This is a genomic window from Sporosarcina sp. P18a (assembly GCF_002743135.1).
In the GTDB taxonomy this organism is placed as follows: domain Bacteria; phylum Bacillota; class Bacilli; order Bacillales_A; family Planococcaceae; genus Sporosarcina.
Window position 1 is genome coordinate 540,753 of the sequence record NZ_PDYQ01000001.1, and the last position, 17,634, is coordinate 558,386.

Genomic DNA, 17,634 nt, shown 5'->3' on the forward strand with positions numbered 1-17,634 from the left:
TAAATCATGTTGCAGATTCAGTTGCCGCGCTTACTTGACGATCTGGATAGCTATGCGGAATATGGTCGTGATGAACGTGGGGGGATTACACGGCCAAGTTTCTCACCCGCGGATTTAGAAGTTCGGATACGCTTCATTAAAGAATTACAGGATCTAGGTTTAGACATAACCATTGATGGCATTGCGAATATCTGGGGGAAGCTAAGAGGCAATGGAAAGAAAAAAGGGAGTATAGTCATCGGATCCCATTTGGACACCGTTCCAAACGGAGGGAAATATGATGGGGCCTTAGGGACACTTGTTGCAAAAGAAATTATTCGAACCGTAATCGAAAACGATATACCCTTAGATCACGACTTGGAAATCGTTTCTTTCACTGCAGAAGAGTCAAATGACTTCGGTTTGTCCACGCTAGGAAGCCGTGCTTTTGTTGGTAAATTGACGGAAGATGAACTACGAATGGCCACTGACTCTACAGGTCTTCTATTACGTGATGCTTTGGAGAAAGTAAATGGAGATATCGAGCGGATACATGAAATGGCGTCAATGCATGAAGAGAAGAGAATCTTTGTGGAGATGCATATTGAACAAGGAAAGCGCTTAGAGTCAAATGATAAATCCGTAGCGATTATTAACAGTCTGGTTGGCGTCTACAGAAGTAAGGTAACGGTATTTGGGGAAGCAAATCATTCGGGAACGACGATGATGTCACATCGCTTCGATGCACTCGCTGCTGTTAGTGAGATGATTCTTGTAGTGGAACAAATTTGCGGGGAAGATGAAACGGATCTGGTGGGTACAGTAGGGAAATTGGAGGTATTGCCGAATGCCGTAAATATCGTTCCTGGGCAAGTAGAGTTCGTGCTGGAGATTAGAGGAGAATGCCAAGAGCGTATGGACCAAGTAGTAGAGAAGATTGAAACGAAGTGGAAGGAAGTGACACAACGCCGTAACGTGCAAATGAGTCAATCCATTTTACAGCAACAAAAACCTACTACGTTGAATGAAGAAATTGTCTCCATTTTACAAGGCTCCGCGGAACGAATATCCGTTCCGTATATGACGTTGCCGAGCATGGCGGTACATGATGCTGCTCATATGTCCCTTATTTCAAAATCTGCGATGATTTTTGTGAAAAGTATCGATGGCAAAAGTCATTGTCCTGAAGAATACAGTACACCTGAAGATATTAAAATTGCGAGTGATGTCATGTTGAATGGTATTCTCGCAATTGATCAGCAGATGGATTAACTGATCTGATTGCGCTTGATTGTTTAGGGTCTCGTTGATATCAGTCTAGAAAGGGATGGGTAGATGTGAAGTATCGTATAGAAAGTGACGCTTTAGGAGAGAAGCAGATTCCTACAAATGCTTATTATGGTATACAAACAGCTAGAGCTCTTGATAACTTTCCGATTACGGGGGAGAAACCACACCCAGAATTGATTAGATCTATAGCCATCATTAAAAAAGTTGCGGCCAAAGCCAATGCCGAGATAGGACTGTTGGATAAATCCATCTCATTAGCCATCATAAAGTCCGCTCAGGAAATGAAATTGGGTTTGTGGAATAACCAGATTGTAGTGGATACGATTCAGGGAGGTGCTGGCACTTCATTAAATATGAATGTGAATGAAGTACTTGCCAATCGCGCAATGGAGATATTGAACAATTCCAACGTCACTGTTAGCCCAAACTCTCATGTCAATATGTCCCAGTCAACAAATGATGTAATCCCGACAGCCGTCCATCTTACCTTGCTAAAATTAGCAAATGACTTAGGCACAGGTTTGAATGCCTTGCATAAACAGTTAGTCATTAAAGAGAAGGAATTTGAAAGCGTTATCAAAATGGGGCGCACACATTTGCAAGATGCCATCCCGATACGACTTGGTCAAGAGTTTGGTGCGTATGCCTGTGTCATTCGACGGGATATAGATCGGATTGAACAATCTGTACGGCAGTTAAATAAAATTAGTATTGGAGCAACTGCGATAGGAACGGGTCTGAATGCTAGAATTGATTACCGCGAAAAGATGATGGAATATTTAATAGAAGAAACAACCTATCCATTGGAAACAGCTGAGAACTTAGTGGATATTACACAAAATACAGATCGTTATACAGAAATCTCTTCTGCGTTGAAAATCTTAGCTATCAACCTATCCAAAATGGCAAATGATTTACGGTTACTATCATCCGGTCCGTTAACCGGATTCAATGAAATTAACTTACCTGCCAGACAACCCGGTTCATCCATCATGCCAGGAAAAGTGAACCCTGTTATTCCGGAAGTTATTAATCAGATATCATTCCAGGTTATCGGAAATGACCATACCATTTCGCTTGCCTCTGAAGCAGGTCAATTAGAACTTAATGTGATGGGGCCAGTGATAGTATCTAATTTATTAAAATCCTTTACGATGCTAACAAATGGTGTAGATGTACTGTCGGAGTTTGCAATTAAAGGAATTACGGCAAATGTTGAACATTGCAGAGAGTTAGTGGAATCAAGTGTCGGAATCGTAACTGCGATCAATCCGCACGTCAGTTATGAAATTGCATCTAAAGTTGCAAAGGAAGCACTTGTCACGGGACAGTCCGTCCGTTCAATTTGTATACGTCACGGATATCTGACCTCAGAAGAACTCGACATCATTTTAGATACGAAGGAAATGACTGAACCCGGTATTGCCGGTTCAGCGCTTCTAAAAAAAGCAGTAGGATCATCATAAAAAAAGTATGCCCCGCAAAACGATTTGAAATTGCTTTGTGGGGATATTTTTACAATAGCTGAAGTAACTACATGGTCAATTATTAAAGAAGGCAATGTATTCAACGTTGCGAGTGTAACTTAGGATTATTTGAGGATAATTTCCTACTTGATTGTGAGACAACAGTAGAAAGCTCATACAATTCAAGGGAATTATCTTCAATTTTAATAAACAATATTCCATAGGTAAATAAGGAGGGATTTCACAATACTAGCGATGTTACCACTTGCTTCGGCTCAAGTTATTCTTTTGCTAACCAAATTGTTTTAAATAATTCTAGGGGGAATGAAAATGACATTCGGTAAAATCAAATTCAATGGATGTATTGCTTTCTTCATGGCACTCACGCTAATTCTAGCAGGATGTTCATCCGAAGATGGATCATCATCAAAAGCAGAAGCATCTGACAAAAGTGAATCCATTCGAGTAGGTCTGCAAGCACCAATGACCGGGGACAATGCCCAATACGGACAAGATATGAAAAATGGGGTTGATCTGGCTTTTAAAAAGATTAATGCAGAAGGTGGAGTAAACGGAAAGAAGTTGGAGTTAGTCGTTGGGGATGATAAAGCGACACCATCTGAGGCAGTTGCGGTGGTGAACAAAATGATTATGAATGACAATGTCAAAGCAATAATTGGCGGTTATAATTCATCACCAACTTTAGCGGCTCAAGAGGTTTCGAAAAATGCCAAGGCACTTCACGTCCACATGGGAGCAAGTCCGGAATTTACTACTTTAGATAATGACTATTTATACCGCATCATCCTAACTGGTCAAGTGTACGTTCCAGCAGTATTACAATATATGGCTGAAGAAAAGGGAATCAAGAAAATCGCATCTATATATGAAAATACTGATTACGGAATCACCATGTCCGACTCTGCGAAAAAAGCAGCGGAATCTATAGGTGTTGAGTTTATTGCAACGGAAACATATAACCCAGGAGATAAAAACTTCTCTTCCCAATTATCTAAAATTAAAAAAATGAAACCAGATGCCGTGATGATTGTAGGTCTCTACAACGAAGTGGCTTTAATTGCACAACAAGCAAAACAAGCAGGATTAGATGTTCAGTTTTTCTCACCTGACGACTCCATGTATTCCGAACAGTTAATTGAATTAGGTGGAGATGCAGTGGAAAATCATATCTTTGCATCTATGATTAACATGGAAATGGATACAGAGGCAATGAATGAATTTATAAAATTGAGTGAAGAGAATAATATCGAGCCTGAAGCGAATACAGCAATCGCCTATGATGCTGCTTTGACACTTGCAAAAGCCTTTGAAGAGGGCGGAGATTCACCAGAGAAAGTCCGTGACGCAATGGCGAAAATTCAGATGGAAGGGACAACAGGATTAATTCAATTTGACGAAGATGGCGAACGTTCAAATGCCCCAATGATCATGCAAGTGAAAGACCAGAAGTTTATAATAATCCAAGAATAGGGTGATGATTTATGATTGTCGACCAACTAATAAATGGGATTGTCTTGGGAAGCGTTTATGCATTAATGGCAATCGGATATACGATGGTTTGGAATGTCCTGCGATTCATCAACTTTGCACATGGTGAGGTATATATGGGAGGGGCATTTGTTGCCCTTACCACTATGTACCTAGGAGCCCCAGTTTGGTTGGCTTATTCATGTGGTATGTTATCAGGTGCACTATTAGGTTATTTAATGGAGAAGCTTGTTTATAAGAAAATGCGTACTGCTCCAAAATTGAACTTGCTTATAGCGGCTATCGGTATTGCGATTGTTTTACAAAACTCCGCACAACTTATCTGGGGAGCGTCACCTGAAAGGTTGGCCTCACCTTTCCTAGCAAACAATGTTAATATCGGTGGAATGATGGTCAATCAACATTATATTTTCATCATTATTGTGACGATTATTGTCATGTTCCTACTTGAGTTTTTCATGAATCGTACATTAATGGGGAAAGCAGTGCAAGCGGCTTCCCAAAACATTCAAGCGACCGAATTAATGGGCATAAATGCAAACAAAGTCATTTCGATTACATTTGCAATTGGATCGGGCGTTGGTGCGCTTGCTGGTATACTTGTCGGTCCTGTATTCCTTGTCTACCCAACAATGGGTGTATTTGCCGGACTAAAGGGTTTTACCGCATCCGTTATGGGTGGAATGGGTAATATACCTGGTGCGATGGTGGCGGGTTTGATGCTCGGTGTGCTTGAGAGTTTCGCTGCTGGCTTTATTTCTTCCGGTTATCGAGATGCGGTTGCGATGGTCATTTTATTAGTCATTTTACTGCTTCGTCCACAAGGAATCTTTGGTAAAGTCGTAGCAGAAAAAGTATAAAGGAGTAGATGACATGGAACATATCAGAAAGTTGGGATATCGTCGGCTTGGATTGCTCATCGGAGTAATCGCCTTACTTATGATCCCCCTCGGAATAACGAATCCATACTTTATGTATGTCATTAATCTAATCCTAATTTATATACTTCTTGTACTAGGATTAGATTTAATAGTAGGTTATACAGGTCAAGTATCCATAGGTCATGGGGCATTTTTTGGAGTAGGTGCATATATAGCGGCTATATTTTCAACAAAACTTGGTCTGTCTTTTTGGTTTACATTACCCATCGCGATTTTGGCAACTGCCATCATCGGTTTCATCATCGGATTTATCGGACTAAAACTGATTGAAGAATACTTGGTAATGGCTACGCTCGCATTTGGAACAATCATTTGGCTAGTTTTTCTAAATTGGACAGATGTTACAGGGGGTCCGATGGGAATTGCATTGATTCCTTCACCACCCGCAATGAATTTTGGTATTTTCCAGCTTTCATTTACTCAGTACGCTGATTATTACCCATTGTTACTGTTCTTTGTAGTTGTAGCCATCATATTTACAAAATTGCTGATCAATTCCGGTTTCGGACGGGCTTGTACTGCAATTCGAGATGATGAATTAGCTGCACAGTCCATGGGGATTCCAGTATTTAGAACGAAAGTGGTCATGTTTACTATTTCAGCTGCCTATTGTGGGGCCGCGGGTACTTTATACGCTCACTTCATTCACGTTGTCAGTCCTGAGACATTCAATTTCACCATGTCCGTCACGATCTTAACCATGGTCATGATCGGTGGACAAGGATCCATCATCGGTGCGGTATTAGGGGCATCACTGCTCACAATCTTTTCTGAAGCATTGCGAGCAACACCAGAATTGCGCATGCTGATCTATGGATTGCTAATTGTCATCATGATGATGTTTTTCCCGAGAGGTATTATGGGGATTATCCATTATTATAGAAAACAAATTGAAAAACGAGCCTTACTTAAGAAGATGAAAGGAGCAAAAGCAACTGTAGATGTAAAGAAGGAGGGGTTAGGCTATGAATAAAGAGAATCTGACAGATACAGCTATCTTAACCGTAGCGGGCCTTTCCAAATCTTTTGGAGGGGTCAAGGCAGTAAATGACCTTTCCTTCTCAGTGAAAAAAAACCATATACATGCCATCATAGGTCCAAATGGGGCGGGTAAGAGTACGTTATTTAACTTGATTACTGGAATAATACCTCCTGATAAAGGTGAGGTACGTTTTTCTACAACGGATATTACTTCATTGAGCTCGGATCAGATTGCCAAGTATGGTGTATCTAGAACGTTTCAAAATATACGTCTCTTTCCGGACATGACGGTTTCCGAGACCGTTTTGATTGGAACCTATTTATTAACTGGCGCAAAGCTAGCTCCTGCCTTATTGCGAACGAAAGCATTTAGGGAGAAAGAACAGGCTGCAAAACAACGTGTGGAAGAGATCTTGAAATTCGTTGGGCTATGGGATGTGCGAGATGAGTATGCAGCGCAGTTGTCATATGGTAATCAAAGAAGGGTTGAAATTGCTAGGGCGTTAGCGACGCAACCACAACTCTTACTGCTCGATGAACCGACAGCTGGGATGAATCCAAAAGAAACAAAGGAATTAATGGAATTATTTACGGCTGTAAATAATGAGGGCATTACGATTCTGATTATTGCACATGATATGAACTTAGTGAACACATTGTCTGACCATATTACAGTAATTAACTTTGGGGAGAAACTAGTAGAAGGAACTGCCGATGTGATTCAAAAACACCCTGCAGTTATTGAAGCATATATGGGGAAGGTGAAGGTAGATGCTTAAAGTACAAGGGTTAAACACGTATTATGGTCAAGTGTGTGCCATAGAAGATATGAACATTCATGTGAAAGAACGGGAAGCGGTTTCTGTCATTGGTGCAAATGGGGCAGGTAAGAGCACTCTGTTAAAAAGTATCATGGGAGAGGTTCGTCCTAAAAGCGGGAAAATTACATTGTCCGATAAAACGATTACGAACTCCAGAACTTTTCGTTTAGTCAATCATGGGATGACGTTAGTTCCTGAGGGAAGGCAAGTATTTCCGTATTTATCTGTTTGGGATAATCTACTTTTAGGCGGCTATACGCTAAGTACTAAAGAACGATTACAAATGGCCGAAGAAGTGTCGGAGCCATTTCCGATTTTAAGAGACCGAAAAAATCAGGCGGCAGGTTTATTATCCGGTGGAGAACAACAAATGCTGGCGATTGCCCGGGCAATGATGGTGAGTCCAAAACTATTATTACTCGATGAGCCATCTATGGGATTATCTCCGAGGCTCGTGTACGAAGTGTATGAAAAAATAACAGAACTACACCAGCGAGGAACGACCATATTATTAGTTGACCAAAACGCTGAAATGGCAATTGATTTCTGTGATCGTGCATATGTCCTGATGGCGGGACGCCTCGTTGGTGAAGGAACAAAGGATGAATTGAAAGATACTGAAATTGTGCAAAAATCCTACTTAGGTTAAATTAGAACATGCCGAAATAGCAGAAGGAATATTTTATAGAACGCCAACCTCACAAGCCGATTTGACATCGGTATGTGAGGTTATTTTTTTGGAAGCGGATTACAAGTTTACTAATGGATAGTACGTATTTTACCCTCTACATTACTATTGGCTAAAGGGGTAGACCTTTAGTGAAATGGAAGTGGAATGATTGCCCGGGGAATGGTATAAGGTGAAAGGATTTCATACGTAATGGATGGTTATAAAAACAGTGGAGTAGCACTTTCTGAATGGTGTGAAAGTGCAGGGGTTGCCGTCCATAATATGAAGTATTGCTACGCAGGTAGTAACCAGTTAATCATGACAGTGGCCGCCACAACTATTATTAGCATTTCGGTTACAGTCAAAATAGATTGTTTTGGATCGTGTGTATACTTCCATTCGAAAAAGGCTCTGATCAGATAATCCAATATCGCAAAAGCTATGACGGCGAAGAAAACCAAGTAAAGTAACTCCTCATCATGAAACAACAGCACAGAATATAAAGTGATGAGACTGATTGTAGAAAACATCCGCAAAATTTTATCGATTTTTCGATGCGATTCATTTATATGATTAAAAGAAAAAAACTCTTTCTTTACTTTTTCAATTTTAAGAAGCTTTCTCAAAAGAAACTTAACTAGTGAAATAAGAGCAAGAACCAATACGACAATCAGAATAAATTTTATCCAAAACATACAACTCCCCCTCTTTCATTAAACATTTGTGATTTTCCTTACTCTTTCTATAAATTGCTGTGTAGGTTGACTACTATTCTTTTATACTTCATCACAATTATACCAAGGATATCCAAAAGGAGTATTGGAAATTAAAAAGCTCCAGCAAATATGATATCTAGATCAACCATATACTAGTAGTTTTCGATAGTTGTGTAACTACCAAATAGCTACAAAGTAATACTTGAAAACAACAACATGATGGATGGAATAAAACGATTTGCATGATCGAGGACCATCTTGAAGTCATGACTGGCAGACCTGATTCTATTTCGACATGCTACCAATTAATTATGAAATATACGTGTAAATAATCAATAATTAACAGGGGTGGAGGGCTATACTTCCACTCCTGTTTTAGCGTATGTAAAATTTATTTTTAAAATCAGTATCCTTTTCTGAAAAACTCTCTATATGGAGTATGAGAAGTGCAAAGTGAGCACTCTACTATAACTTTTTTACAGGGGGAGAAATAACATGAAATTATTAATTGATGAAGAGTCGATACCGCTACTACCGTCGCTCGTACACTTGGTGGGAATTAACGGAGCATTATTTATGCAACAAGTGCATTTCCGCTCGCTAATATCCAAAAATGTTCGAGATGGCCATAGGTGGATTCATAAAACCTATAAAGACTGGACAAAAGAATTTACATTCTGGTCTTCGAACACGATTAGACGCATTATTTATGATCTTGAAAATAAAGGCTATCTCATTTCGACAGATCACCATAACCGCATGAAAATCGACAACACGAAATGGTACCGAATCGACTATACTCGATTGCCTGCAAGTGCGTTCGAACATGAGCAAGTCACTTGTTCAGAACCGACACGTGCACCTGTCGAAGTTGAGCAAGTCCACGTGGCGGAATTGGGCAAGCCAATAACTAAAGAACTTAAAGAATCTTTAAAAATAAAGAATAAAGACCAAGTCGAGATGAATCTCGACGTCGCACGTGTTGTCATTAATTATCTGAATGAGAAAACCGGAAAGCAATTCAAAGCGACCTCAACAACTACCAAGAAGTTCATCACTGGCAGAGTGAAAGAGGGCTATACACAAGTGGACTTCATGAAAGTCGTCGATCTTAAAGTATCTGAGTGGATCCACCATGCTGAATTCAACCGCTTCTTGCGGCCATCGACGTTATTTAGCGCAACCAACTTCGAAAACTATGTCAATGAACTAGCTGCGGTACAGAAGCCGAAAAAGCGTATGCTCGCTCTGCCAGTGCTAGATTTCAGTAAAGGGGATGAACACGTATGAATAGTGAACTAATGGAAAAAAGTCTTCTCGGTACCATGATGGAGGAAAATTATTTAGTACTTGACAGCGGAGTACAGGCAGCATTCTTTGAGACACAGCTTCACAGCAATATTTATCTGTCCATGAAAGAATTGGCCAATAATGGACGGTCGATTGACTTCATCACATTGCTGACGACACGCGAACCGACAGAACTCGGTGGTGCCAATTATGTTTCGGAACTACGTCGTTTTGCCAATCCCGCACGCTTTGACGAGTATTTAGAAATCATCATTTCCAAGTGGAAGAAACTTGAGACAGCGAGAATCCTACAGTTGGCACAGAACGAACAATGGGAGAACAGTGAGATTGTCAAAGCGTTAGAAGAGTTAGATACCGATCATAGGTCAGATGAATTATTGTTACTTGACGATTACCTCGTGAGTCAGTACGAACGCCCATTCATCCAAGGACCGGACATGACAGGAATTAGCACAGGCTTACAGCCGATGGATTATCTGTTGAATGGATTCCAAGACAGTGAATTCATTGTCATCGCTGCTAGGCCCTCTATGGGGAAGACGGATACACTCAATCATCTCGCGTTAACTGCCGGATTAAACGATCATTTACCGATCGTCTTTTCTCTCGAAATGAGCCGTAACACGATGACCGACCGTCTAATATCTACAGCGGGTGGATACAGTCGGTTAAAGATGCGCAATCCATATAAACATTTTGATAACACACAGAAGAATACATGGACGACAGCACTTGAGCATTTGCAAAGCGCTAAAATCCGTATCGACGACAGAAGCGGAATAAAAGTGAGTCAAATCAAAGCAACTGCTCGCAGAGTCATTAAAGCACAACCGGACAAGCGACCGATTATTTTCATTGATTACTTGCAAATCATCCGACCGGAGGAAAGAACGAATAACCAAAACCAGGCAATTGGCCAAATTAGCGCAGATTTAAAAGCGATGGCAAAAGAATTTAACTGCCCCGTTGTCGTCCTGTCTCAGCTTTCCAGAGCAGTCGAACAACGACAGGACAAACAACCGATGATGAGCGACCTACGGGACTCCGGCAACATCGAACAAGACGCCGATGTCGTGTGCTTCCTTTACAGAGACGATTACTACAATCAAGAATCGGAACTCAAGAACCATCTCGAAATCATGGTCGCTAAGCATCGTAACGGCCCAGTCGGTGGCTTCACTGTTTACTACAACAAAGACAACGGCCGACTCGCTGCAATGTCGTGAACCGTTTTAAATAATTTGCCTAAAAAAGGAGAGTGTACCTATGATTACAGTTGAAGAATTATTTGATTACGCAGTAGATACCGATATGTCATTAACCGCTCACAGCATTTTCTGGGCAATCACGAATCATAAAGTCCGAATGGACGAAGATTGCGAGAAACTAAAAGAGATCGAGTTCGACCAGGAAGCCATCCAGCAGCCGATGAAAAAGAACACGTTACGTATTGGTGAAATCAAGCTCTTTGTGGTGAAAAGTACACAACCAAATTGGTATGCATTTTACCTTGGCAAGAAAGAGGCGGACGCGTATCGATTACATAGCGAAACGTTTCGTGAGACCGGTGTCAAGGTCACGCACGCTGATCGGTTGATGCCGAATTTATTAACATTTGCGGAATCGGGAAGAGAGGAAAGTTTGTACGAGTACCGAAAAAGGGTCATGCAGTTTCCGGTGTATGTCGGGCATGTAGAGGCAGGGAAGCGGTTGGTGCATCGTGTGTTAGAGGCAAGAGAAAGGTAGATGTGAACATCGCGGATATAGCGTTGATGGATGAAAAGCGAGGGTAGTAAAGCGGTTCGAGAGTGGTTTAAAGCGCCCACCGTACGTAGTGTCTGTTCTGTATTTCACAAGTAATGGTGATCCAGCTATCTTTAAAGGAGAAGATGAGCTGGATCACTACATAATTTATTGCCAAGTACTAAGTAAATTCAATTTAAGGGCTTTCAGGTTCAGGACTCTTTTTTAACTTATTCTTTCGAAAGGCATATACGATAACTAGTAAAAGAGGCAAGAAAAGTCCAATGAAGAGAGAAAAGTATACTTCAGTCGATTGTTGTATTTCTTTTTGGTAGACGACGTTCGGATAGATCACAAGGGAGACGATTACAGCAATCATTCCTAAAGGTAAGGTTAAGGGGCGGTAGTCTTTCAAATGTAAAATTTGCGCGATTCCTAAAACGGTAGCGTAAAAATAAAGTACCGTTTTAAAATAAAGGGCGATAAACCAAAGGAAACCCATTAATCCTTCAATACGCTGTACAAAATCTCCAATATTGATTCGTTTAGCCAATTCATAGCCTGGATAAATCTCTCTCGCTGTATCCTCAGCCCCTAATATTGACACACTCAAAAATGAAAGGATGATGATCATGATTCCGCCTATTAAGTTTCCAATTAGAAAGGACTTTCTAGCTTGTTTCATTTTGTTCATAAGGGCGGGGAAGATCATTAATAAAACAATTGCATTGACAGATGATGAAGCGACAAAATATGTACTGGATTGAACGAGCGTTATGGTTCCTTCCGCAAAAACTGGCTCTAAATTTTCAAATTTGATTTGAGATGAAATACACACCCCTAAAATGAGGAAAAGGACAAAGAAAACGACAATGAGAATTTCTGCAGAACGAGCGATCGTTTCCAATCCGAGCCGGACTGCCATCACAACGATTCCCATCATGAGAATATTTAGGGCTACCATGGGAGTAGTGGGCAACATATTGGTTGAGATAAATGTCGCGGAATAATACAAAAGGCTAGACGTGTAAAGTGCTGCCATGGATACAAATAATACGGAAACCGCTTTCCCTATCCATTTACCAAAAATCTTTTCATTGATTTGAATATAGGTCAGGTGAGGGAACCACAGGGCTATAGTCGTGAATAGCCATATGATCAATAAGCCGATTCCTGTACCAATTATTGCGGCAATCCATGCATCGTGCTTCACTTCGGCAGCTAAAACGGATGGGACAATTAAAATGCCTGTACCTATTGTAAAGAAAATAACCAACACTAGAAATTGGTACGGATTAATTTTAATATTTTCTATCATTTCATATCCTACCTTTCTTTCTGCGTGGTTATTCACTATAGTAAAGGAGCCATTAGGTCAGTAAGCAGTGTAAACAAAAAAGTGAGTAATTCCATTGGGGATGGAAGTGTTTTTCCGAATCCGAGTACCATGCCTAGCGCTACTCCAATCGTAAGAAGAATAGAAAACACAAGCAATTCTTTTTTGTGTTTTTTATCCAAGAGAGAGGGGACTTCAAACCACGCAATGGCAGCTGCTATCAAAAGTATTCCTATACTTTTTATCATGATGAGTTAGTCCTTTATCTTTTCTAAGAAAGAATTATTTACTGTACCGGTCCGACGTATTTTTATATCAATCTGCGTATTGACGGTTACTTCAGAAAAATTTTCATCCCAATGGTCTTTCATCTTTTCCCACACTTTCGGATTGGATCGAGAAATGGCATCACCGAACCCGAAAATATCCGAATTATATTGATTGCGTAGGGTATCTACTGTCCGATGAATAATTTCTTCCACTTCTTTTTCATAAATTTTCTCTAATTCGTCAATGGTCTTAGGTTTCGTTAGGTCAATTGAACATTGTACTTCTCCTAAATCGCCTTCTGCTTGAATTTTGATATTCACCTCGGGTTTACCTTTGTTGATAGCGCCTGTAACTTTGGAATTGTTGTGAAGAATATTTAAAGTGATCTTCCCCTTTTTGGGACAAGGAATAGCTGTTACGGTTGATTTTATGGAGTTGGTGATTTCAGCGTATCCTCTGCTTTCCTCTTCATTTAACCAGCCGACTAGCCGATCCGCTTTAAAGACAGCTAAATGATCATATTTTATTTCGGCGGATGAAGTGATCGTTTCCACATTCTGTTTGCTTGATCCTATTTCTTTGTCTCCTATTACTTCAATCCCTGTTAACACCGCTTCCTTACCGTCAGTTAAAAGATCTTTTATTAGCTCATCTAATATAATGCCTTTTGTTCCAGCCCAGTTTCTTTCCGATACTTGAAGAGAGTTATACATTTTGTTGGCTGGAATACTTTCTATTGGGGTATTCACATTCAATACTTCAGAAGCGGTAGTATTCTTCGCCACTACTACATAGAAGTCCGGTCGCAGCTCCCAATCCCTTGAGAGTAAATCTAATGATTCGGCTATTCCTTCTTTCGCTAGATCCTCACTGATGACCAATATAAGAAGATGTCCGGGATACATTTTTCGGGGAGAATTCTTTGTCATTTTTCGAAAAGCCTCATATACCGATTCTCCACTTGCTTGAAAGAGAGTGACTGCTGAACGCCCCTGGCTATTTGTTTTCATAGATACCTCTGAAGGTACGACCACTTGGGCACTGATTACGTATTGATTTTCTGATTTGTCGATTCCCATTGCCATTGTGATGCCGAGCTCATTTAACTCCCTCCGATCCCAACAACCCGAGAGAAAGAAGGTGAGAATCAAGAGTACCAATAGACTTTTTTTCATCACTTACTCCCTCGATTCCTCATTTTTTGGTGGTTGCGGTTTTGCAGAAGCTGGATCTTGTTGCCTCACCACATTGGTTTGATTGATTAGGCGAGGCCTGGTAAACATTTTCCATATAGGGACAACAATCAACGTATCTTTTTGATCGGAAACATTAAATGGAGCGAATGGTGCCATATAGGGTACACCAAAAGAACGTAAACTGCACAAATGGAGAATAAGAGCGACTAAACCTATAGCAAGACCGTATAAACCAAACGATGCAGCCAACCCCATAAAACCAAAACGTAGTATTCGTACCGAAATCGCCATGTTGTAAGTAGGCGAAACGAAACTAGATATGGCGGTTATGGAAACGACGATTACCATAGCAGCAGATATAATGCCGGCTTCAACCGCTGCGGTCCCAATTACAAATGCGCCTACAATCGACATGGCGGAACCGATAGAGCGGGGCATTCGTATGCCTGCTTCCCTCAATATTTCAAAAGTGACTTCCATAATGATGGCTTCAACAAATGCCGGAAATGGTACACCTTCTCGTTGGGCTGTCAGGCTAATGAGCAATGCAGGTGGTAACATGACTTGATGAAAAGTAGTGATGGCAACAAATAATGCGGGTGCAAGCAACGCAATCATAAATGCAAAAAAGCGAAGGAGTCGAATCAGACTCCCAATACCCGTATGCACATAGTAATCTTCAGGAGACTGAAAAAATTGGACGAACAGTGCCGGCACGATCAGCACAAATGGGGTTCCATCTACTAAAATGGCTATGCGACCTTCGAGAAGTGCCGCGGCTACAATATCCGGACGTTCCGTATTGAAAACAGTAGGAAAAGGGGAATACGTTGAATCTTCAATAAATCCCTCAATATTCCCACTTTCAAGAATCCCATCAATATCTATGCGATCCAAACGTAAACGGACTTCTTTCACAATCTTGTCATTTGCAACGCCATGAATATACATGAGGGAAACATTCGTTTTCGTGCGTGTTCCAATAACCTTTGACTCCATCCAAAGGTTCGGGTCTTTAATTTTCCGACGAATTAATGCCGTATTCACACGCAGATTTTCGGAAAACCCTTCGCGTGGTCCTCTGACTACTGTCTGAGACGCAGGCTCTGTTATCCCGCGCTCAACCCAGTGCTTATTACCCATCACCAGACCTTCAGAATATCCATCGATCAACAGAATAGTATCTCCTGATAAAAGAGAAGTGAAAAGATCATCAAAATTGGTTAGATCTTTAATCTCTCCTACCGTCATAGCAAAATCCTTTAAGGCGGTTAAAAGATTATGTCCTGGCGTCAACTTCTTTTCTAATCCGGTACCTTTTATATCCAACATCAACGATTCCATTATGAAATTTTGCAATGAAGGTGTATCGGTCAATCCATCAGTATAGAAAATACCCGCTTTCACCGATCCGCCTTGACCAATTCGGATTTCTCGAATGACAATATCCGAGCTTTCGCCCAAGCTATCTTTTACAAATTGTATATTGTCTTGAAGACTTGTCTTTAAATCGTTTGGTGAACTGGTTTCCTTCGTTTGGTTAGGGGAAGTGGATTGTTCTTTCGTATTATTTTTCTTTTTAAAAAAGCCCATACACTACCTCTTTTACTGTTTGGTATTTTGAAAAGTTATGCATGATTTGTACTATTTCTTTGCTGTTTAATTCATCTTGTCCTTATTTTTCTTCTTTTATGCGAGTTGTATTGCTGTTTTGGGTGGGATTGGTGAATGAAAGGGACTTTGTAGTGTGCTGGGGTGTCTGCTAGTGACTAAAATAATAGATATAAATTTTTTAGAGGATTTAATAGTTTCCTGAATGTACATTCTATTTAGATATTGAATTGATTCTATTAACCCTGTACTATAGTACTATATAAAGGAGGAGATTGAATGATGTAACTCATTTTCAATTTGCTACCTCGACTTCTACTAGTACACTGTTGAAATGGAATACTTGGTTACTAGAGATAGCAGTAAAGGATAAAGATGAAAAATCTAGGATTCAACGAAATTATGGATTAAAGATTTTACAGCACCGAATTTACACTTTATTAATGTTAAATCAGGGCATCACAGTCACGAACAAATTATCCGAAAGAGCATTTACTACTAACATACAAGGAGTGAAGACATGAGTAAATTACTGCAAACTGTTCTGTGGACTGCATTACTATTCATCTTATCCATTACCTTCATTAATACAGGACAGGCATACGCAAAAGAATTTACAGACGTGCCGAAGAAGCATCCGAACTACACAGCGATCCAAGAGATGGAGAAGAAAGGATTTATTGGCGGCTATCCGGACGGCAAATTCCGGCCGAATGAGCCGATTAGCCGAAAGCATGTAGCGGCATTGCTCGATCAGGCACTGAAGCTACCAAAAGCAAGTAAAAAGCTGATCTATAAAGATGTGCAGATGAGTCACCCGTACTATCAGCCCATCATGAATTTGACACAAGCGGGTATCGTGAGCGGGGGATTAAATCAGAAATTTAATCCGAATGCGCCGGTTACACGAATTCAGATGGCGAAAATTTTAGATTTGGCATTCCGTTTTCGTTTTGATGAGCGGCCAGGTGGCTTCCATGACTTATATCAAGATCATTGGGGCTTTGTGCATGCGCACGCACTGCTGGTGAATGGCGTAGCAAAAGGCGACCAGGATCATTTTTATCCGAACCGCCCGGTGACACGGGCGCATTACGCGGAGTTTTTGAGTCGTGCGTTGAAAGTGGGCGTCACACCTGTGGAAACAGGAACGGTGAGCAAAGAGCAAGTGCTGGACCTTATACACCGTAAATCGGCTGAAGTAGAAGGTGTCATGATCAGAGGAATGCTAGCGAAGCAAAAGTTCAGTGAAATTCGTTCCCAGCTACTACCTTATGCCACTGCAAGATTCACAGATGTTCAAATGAAGCCAGATTATCCATATGTTTGTTTACAATGCGATACGTCTTTCTTCCCGTTCTATATGTCAGAGTTGTCGTTCCGCCTACAGTATTCGCAGCCGAGCAACGACACACTGAACATTCACACGATTTTGCTGGATTCAGATGGACCGGTATCAGGTGGATTATTCGTGGATTATATGTTTAAGAAGGAAAGCGGTAAATGGAAAATACATGATTTGAAGTACACTCGGATTGGCAAGCGGAATTTTGAGCTAACGAAGGAGGAAGTGGAGCAGATTTTGCGTTATGATTATTCTTATCAAAAACCTGTCTACATTCAGTTCATCTCCCAGTCAGAGGCAAGAGATCGAGATGTGAAGAGCGGTGAAGTGTATACGTACAAAAAATATCGATTCACCGTTCAGACGAATGACGGTCGTCATACAGTCGACGTGCGCTCAGACAGCGGCTATTACGGATATTGAGAAAGATAGAAATGCCCGGCGGATTG

General features: G+C 40.8%; 16 protein-coding genes. 11 read left to right on the plus strand and 5 right to left on the minus strand.

The window, feature by feature from the left end; all coding sequences use genetic code 11:
- Positions 1-6 precede the first annotated feature (6 nt).
- From CSV75_RS02760 to CSV75_RS02790, 7 genes are all read left to right on the plus strand, one after another.
- Positions 7-1,251, plus strand: coding sequence for a Zn-dependent hydrolase (locus CSV75_RS02760; protein WP_233191571.1), 1,245 nt, complete (start codon positions 7-9; stop codon positions 1,249-1,251).
- 65 nt (positions 1,252-1,316) lie between these two features.
- Positions 1,317-2,735 carry an aspartate ammonia-lyase gene (locus tag CSV75_RS02765; RefSeq protein WP_099674652.1) on the plus strand — a complete coding sequence of 473 codons (1,419 nt, stop codon included), beginning with the start codon at positions 1,317-1,319 and terminating at the stop codon, positions 2,733-2,735.
- Between the two features lie 330 nt (positions 2,736-3,065).
- On the plus strand, positions 3,066-4,226 hold the full coding sequence (locus CSV75_RS02770; protein ID WP_099674653.1) for an ABC transporter substrate-binding protein: 1,161 nt from the start codon (positions 3,066-3,068) through the stop codon (positions 4,224-4,226).
- Between the two features lie 11 nt (positions 4,227-4,237).
- Complete coding sequence (locus CSV75_RS02775; protein ID WP_099674654.1) at positions 4,238-5,104, plus strand: branched-chain amino acid ABC transporter permease; 867 nt, start codon at positions 4,238-4,240, stop codon at positions 5,102-5,104.
- A 13-nt stretch (positions 5,105-5,117) separates the two neighbouring features.
- The gene (locus CSV75_RS02780) at positions 5,118-6,158 is read left to right on the plus strand and encodes a branched-chain amino acid ABC transporter permease (RefSeq protein WP_099674655.1); all 1,041 of its coding nucleotides are present in this window, start codon (positions 5,118-5,120) and stop codon (positions 6,156-6,158) included.
- Entirely contained in the window at positions 6,151-6,945 is a 795-nt protein-coding gene (locus CSV75_RS02785; RefSeq protein WP_099674656.1) for an ABC transporter ATP-binding protein, read from the plus strand. Before CSV75_RS02780 ends, CSV75_RS02785 begins: the two co-directional genes overlap by 8 nt.
- The gene (locus CSV75_RS02790; RefSeq protein ID WP_099629898.1) at positions 6,938-7,636 is read left to right on the plus strand and encodes an ABC transporter ATP-binding protein; all 699 of its coding nucleotides are present in this window, start codon (positions 6,938-6,940) and stop codon (positions 7,634-7,636) included. The genes CSV75_RS02785 and CSV75_RS02790 overlap by 8 nt, the downstream gene beginning before the upstream one ends.
- Before the next feature lie 314 nt (positions 7,637-7,950).
- Here the strand turns inward: CSV75_RS02790 and CSV75_RS02795 are convergent, their stop codons facing one another.
- A complete protein-coding gene (locus CSV75_RS02795; protein ID WP_099674657.1) occupies positions 7,951-8,352 on the minus strand; it encodes a DUF4181 domain-containing protein in 402 nt (133 codons plus the stop codon).
- 516 nt (positions 8,353-8,868) lie between these two features.
- Between CSV75_RS02795 and CSV75_RS02800 the strand changes: the two genes are divergently transcribed.
- From CSV75_RS02800 to CSV75_RS02810, 3 genes are read left to right on the plus strand one after another with little or no spacing between them, the layout of a single operon-like run.
- On the plus strand, positions 8,869-9,663 hold the full coding sequence (locus CSV75_RS02800; protein ID WP_099674658.1) for a conserved phage C-terminal domain-containing protein: 795 nt from the start codon (positions 8,869-8,871) through the stop codon (positions 9,661-9,663).
- The gene (locus tag CSV75_RS02805) at positions 9,660-10,910 is read left to right on the plus strand and encodes a replicative DNA helicase (protein WP_099674659.1); all 1,251 of its coding nucleotides are present in this window, start codon (positions 9,660-9,662) and stop codon (positions 10,908-10,910) included. Before CSV75_RS02800 ends, CSV75_RS02805 begins: the two co-directional genes overlap by 4 nt.
- 40 nt (positions 10,911-10,950) lie before the next feature.
- Complete coding sequence (locus tag CSV75_RS02810) at positions 10,951-11,430, plus strand: hypothetical protein (protein WP_099674660.1); 480 nt, start codon at positions 10,951-10,953, stop codon at positions 11,428-11,430.
- A gap of 193 nt (positions 11,431-11,623) precedes the next feature.
- Here the strand turns inward: CSV75_RS02810 and CSV75_RS02815 are convergent, their stop codons facing one another.
- From CSV75_RS02815 to CSV75_RS02830, 4 genes are read right to left on the minus strand one after another with little or no spacing between them, the layout of a single operon-like run.
- Positions 11,624-12,745 (minus strand): GerAB/ArcD/ProY family transporter, encoded by a 1,122-nt coding sequence (locus CSV75_RS02815; protein ID WP_099674661.1) that lies wholly within the window; start codon positions 12,743-12,745, stop codon positions 11,624-11,626.
- Positions 12,746-12,780: 35 nt separating this feature from the next.
- Positions 12,781-13,011 carry a hypothetical protein gene (locus CSV75_RS02820; protein WP_099674662.1) on the minus strand — a complete coding sequence of 77 codons (231 nt, stop codon included), beginning with the start codon at positions 13,009-13,011 and terminating at the stop codon, positions 12,781-12,783.
- 6 nt (positions 13,012-13,017) lie between these two features.
- Positions 13,018-14,208 carry a Ger(x)C family spore germination protein gene (locus CSV75_RS02825; protein ID WP_099674663.1) on the minus strand — a complete coding sequence of 397 codons (1,191 nt, stop codon included), beginning with the start codon at positions 14,206-14,208 and terminating at the stop codon, positions 13,018-13,020.
- A 3-nt stretch (positions 14,209-14,211) separates the two neighbouring features.
- Positions 14,212-15,822 carry a spore germination protein gene (locus CSV75_RS02830; RefSeq protein WP_099674664.1) on the minus strand — a complete coding sequence of 537 codons (1,611 nt, stop codon included), beginning with the start codon at positions 15,820-15,822 and terminating at the stop codon, positions 14,212-14,214.
- A gap of 538 nt (positions 15,823-16,360) precedes the next feature.
- Here CSV75_RS02830 and CSV75_RS02840 point away from each other — a divergent pair.
- Positions 16,361-17,608: an S-layer homology domain-containing protein gene (locus tag CSV75_RS02840; RefSeq protein WP_099674666.1), complete on the plus strand. Its 1,248-nt coding sequence runs from the start codon at positions 16,361-16,363 to the stop codon at positions 17,606-17,608.
- Positions 17,609-17,634 lie beyond the last annotated feature (26 nt).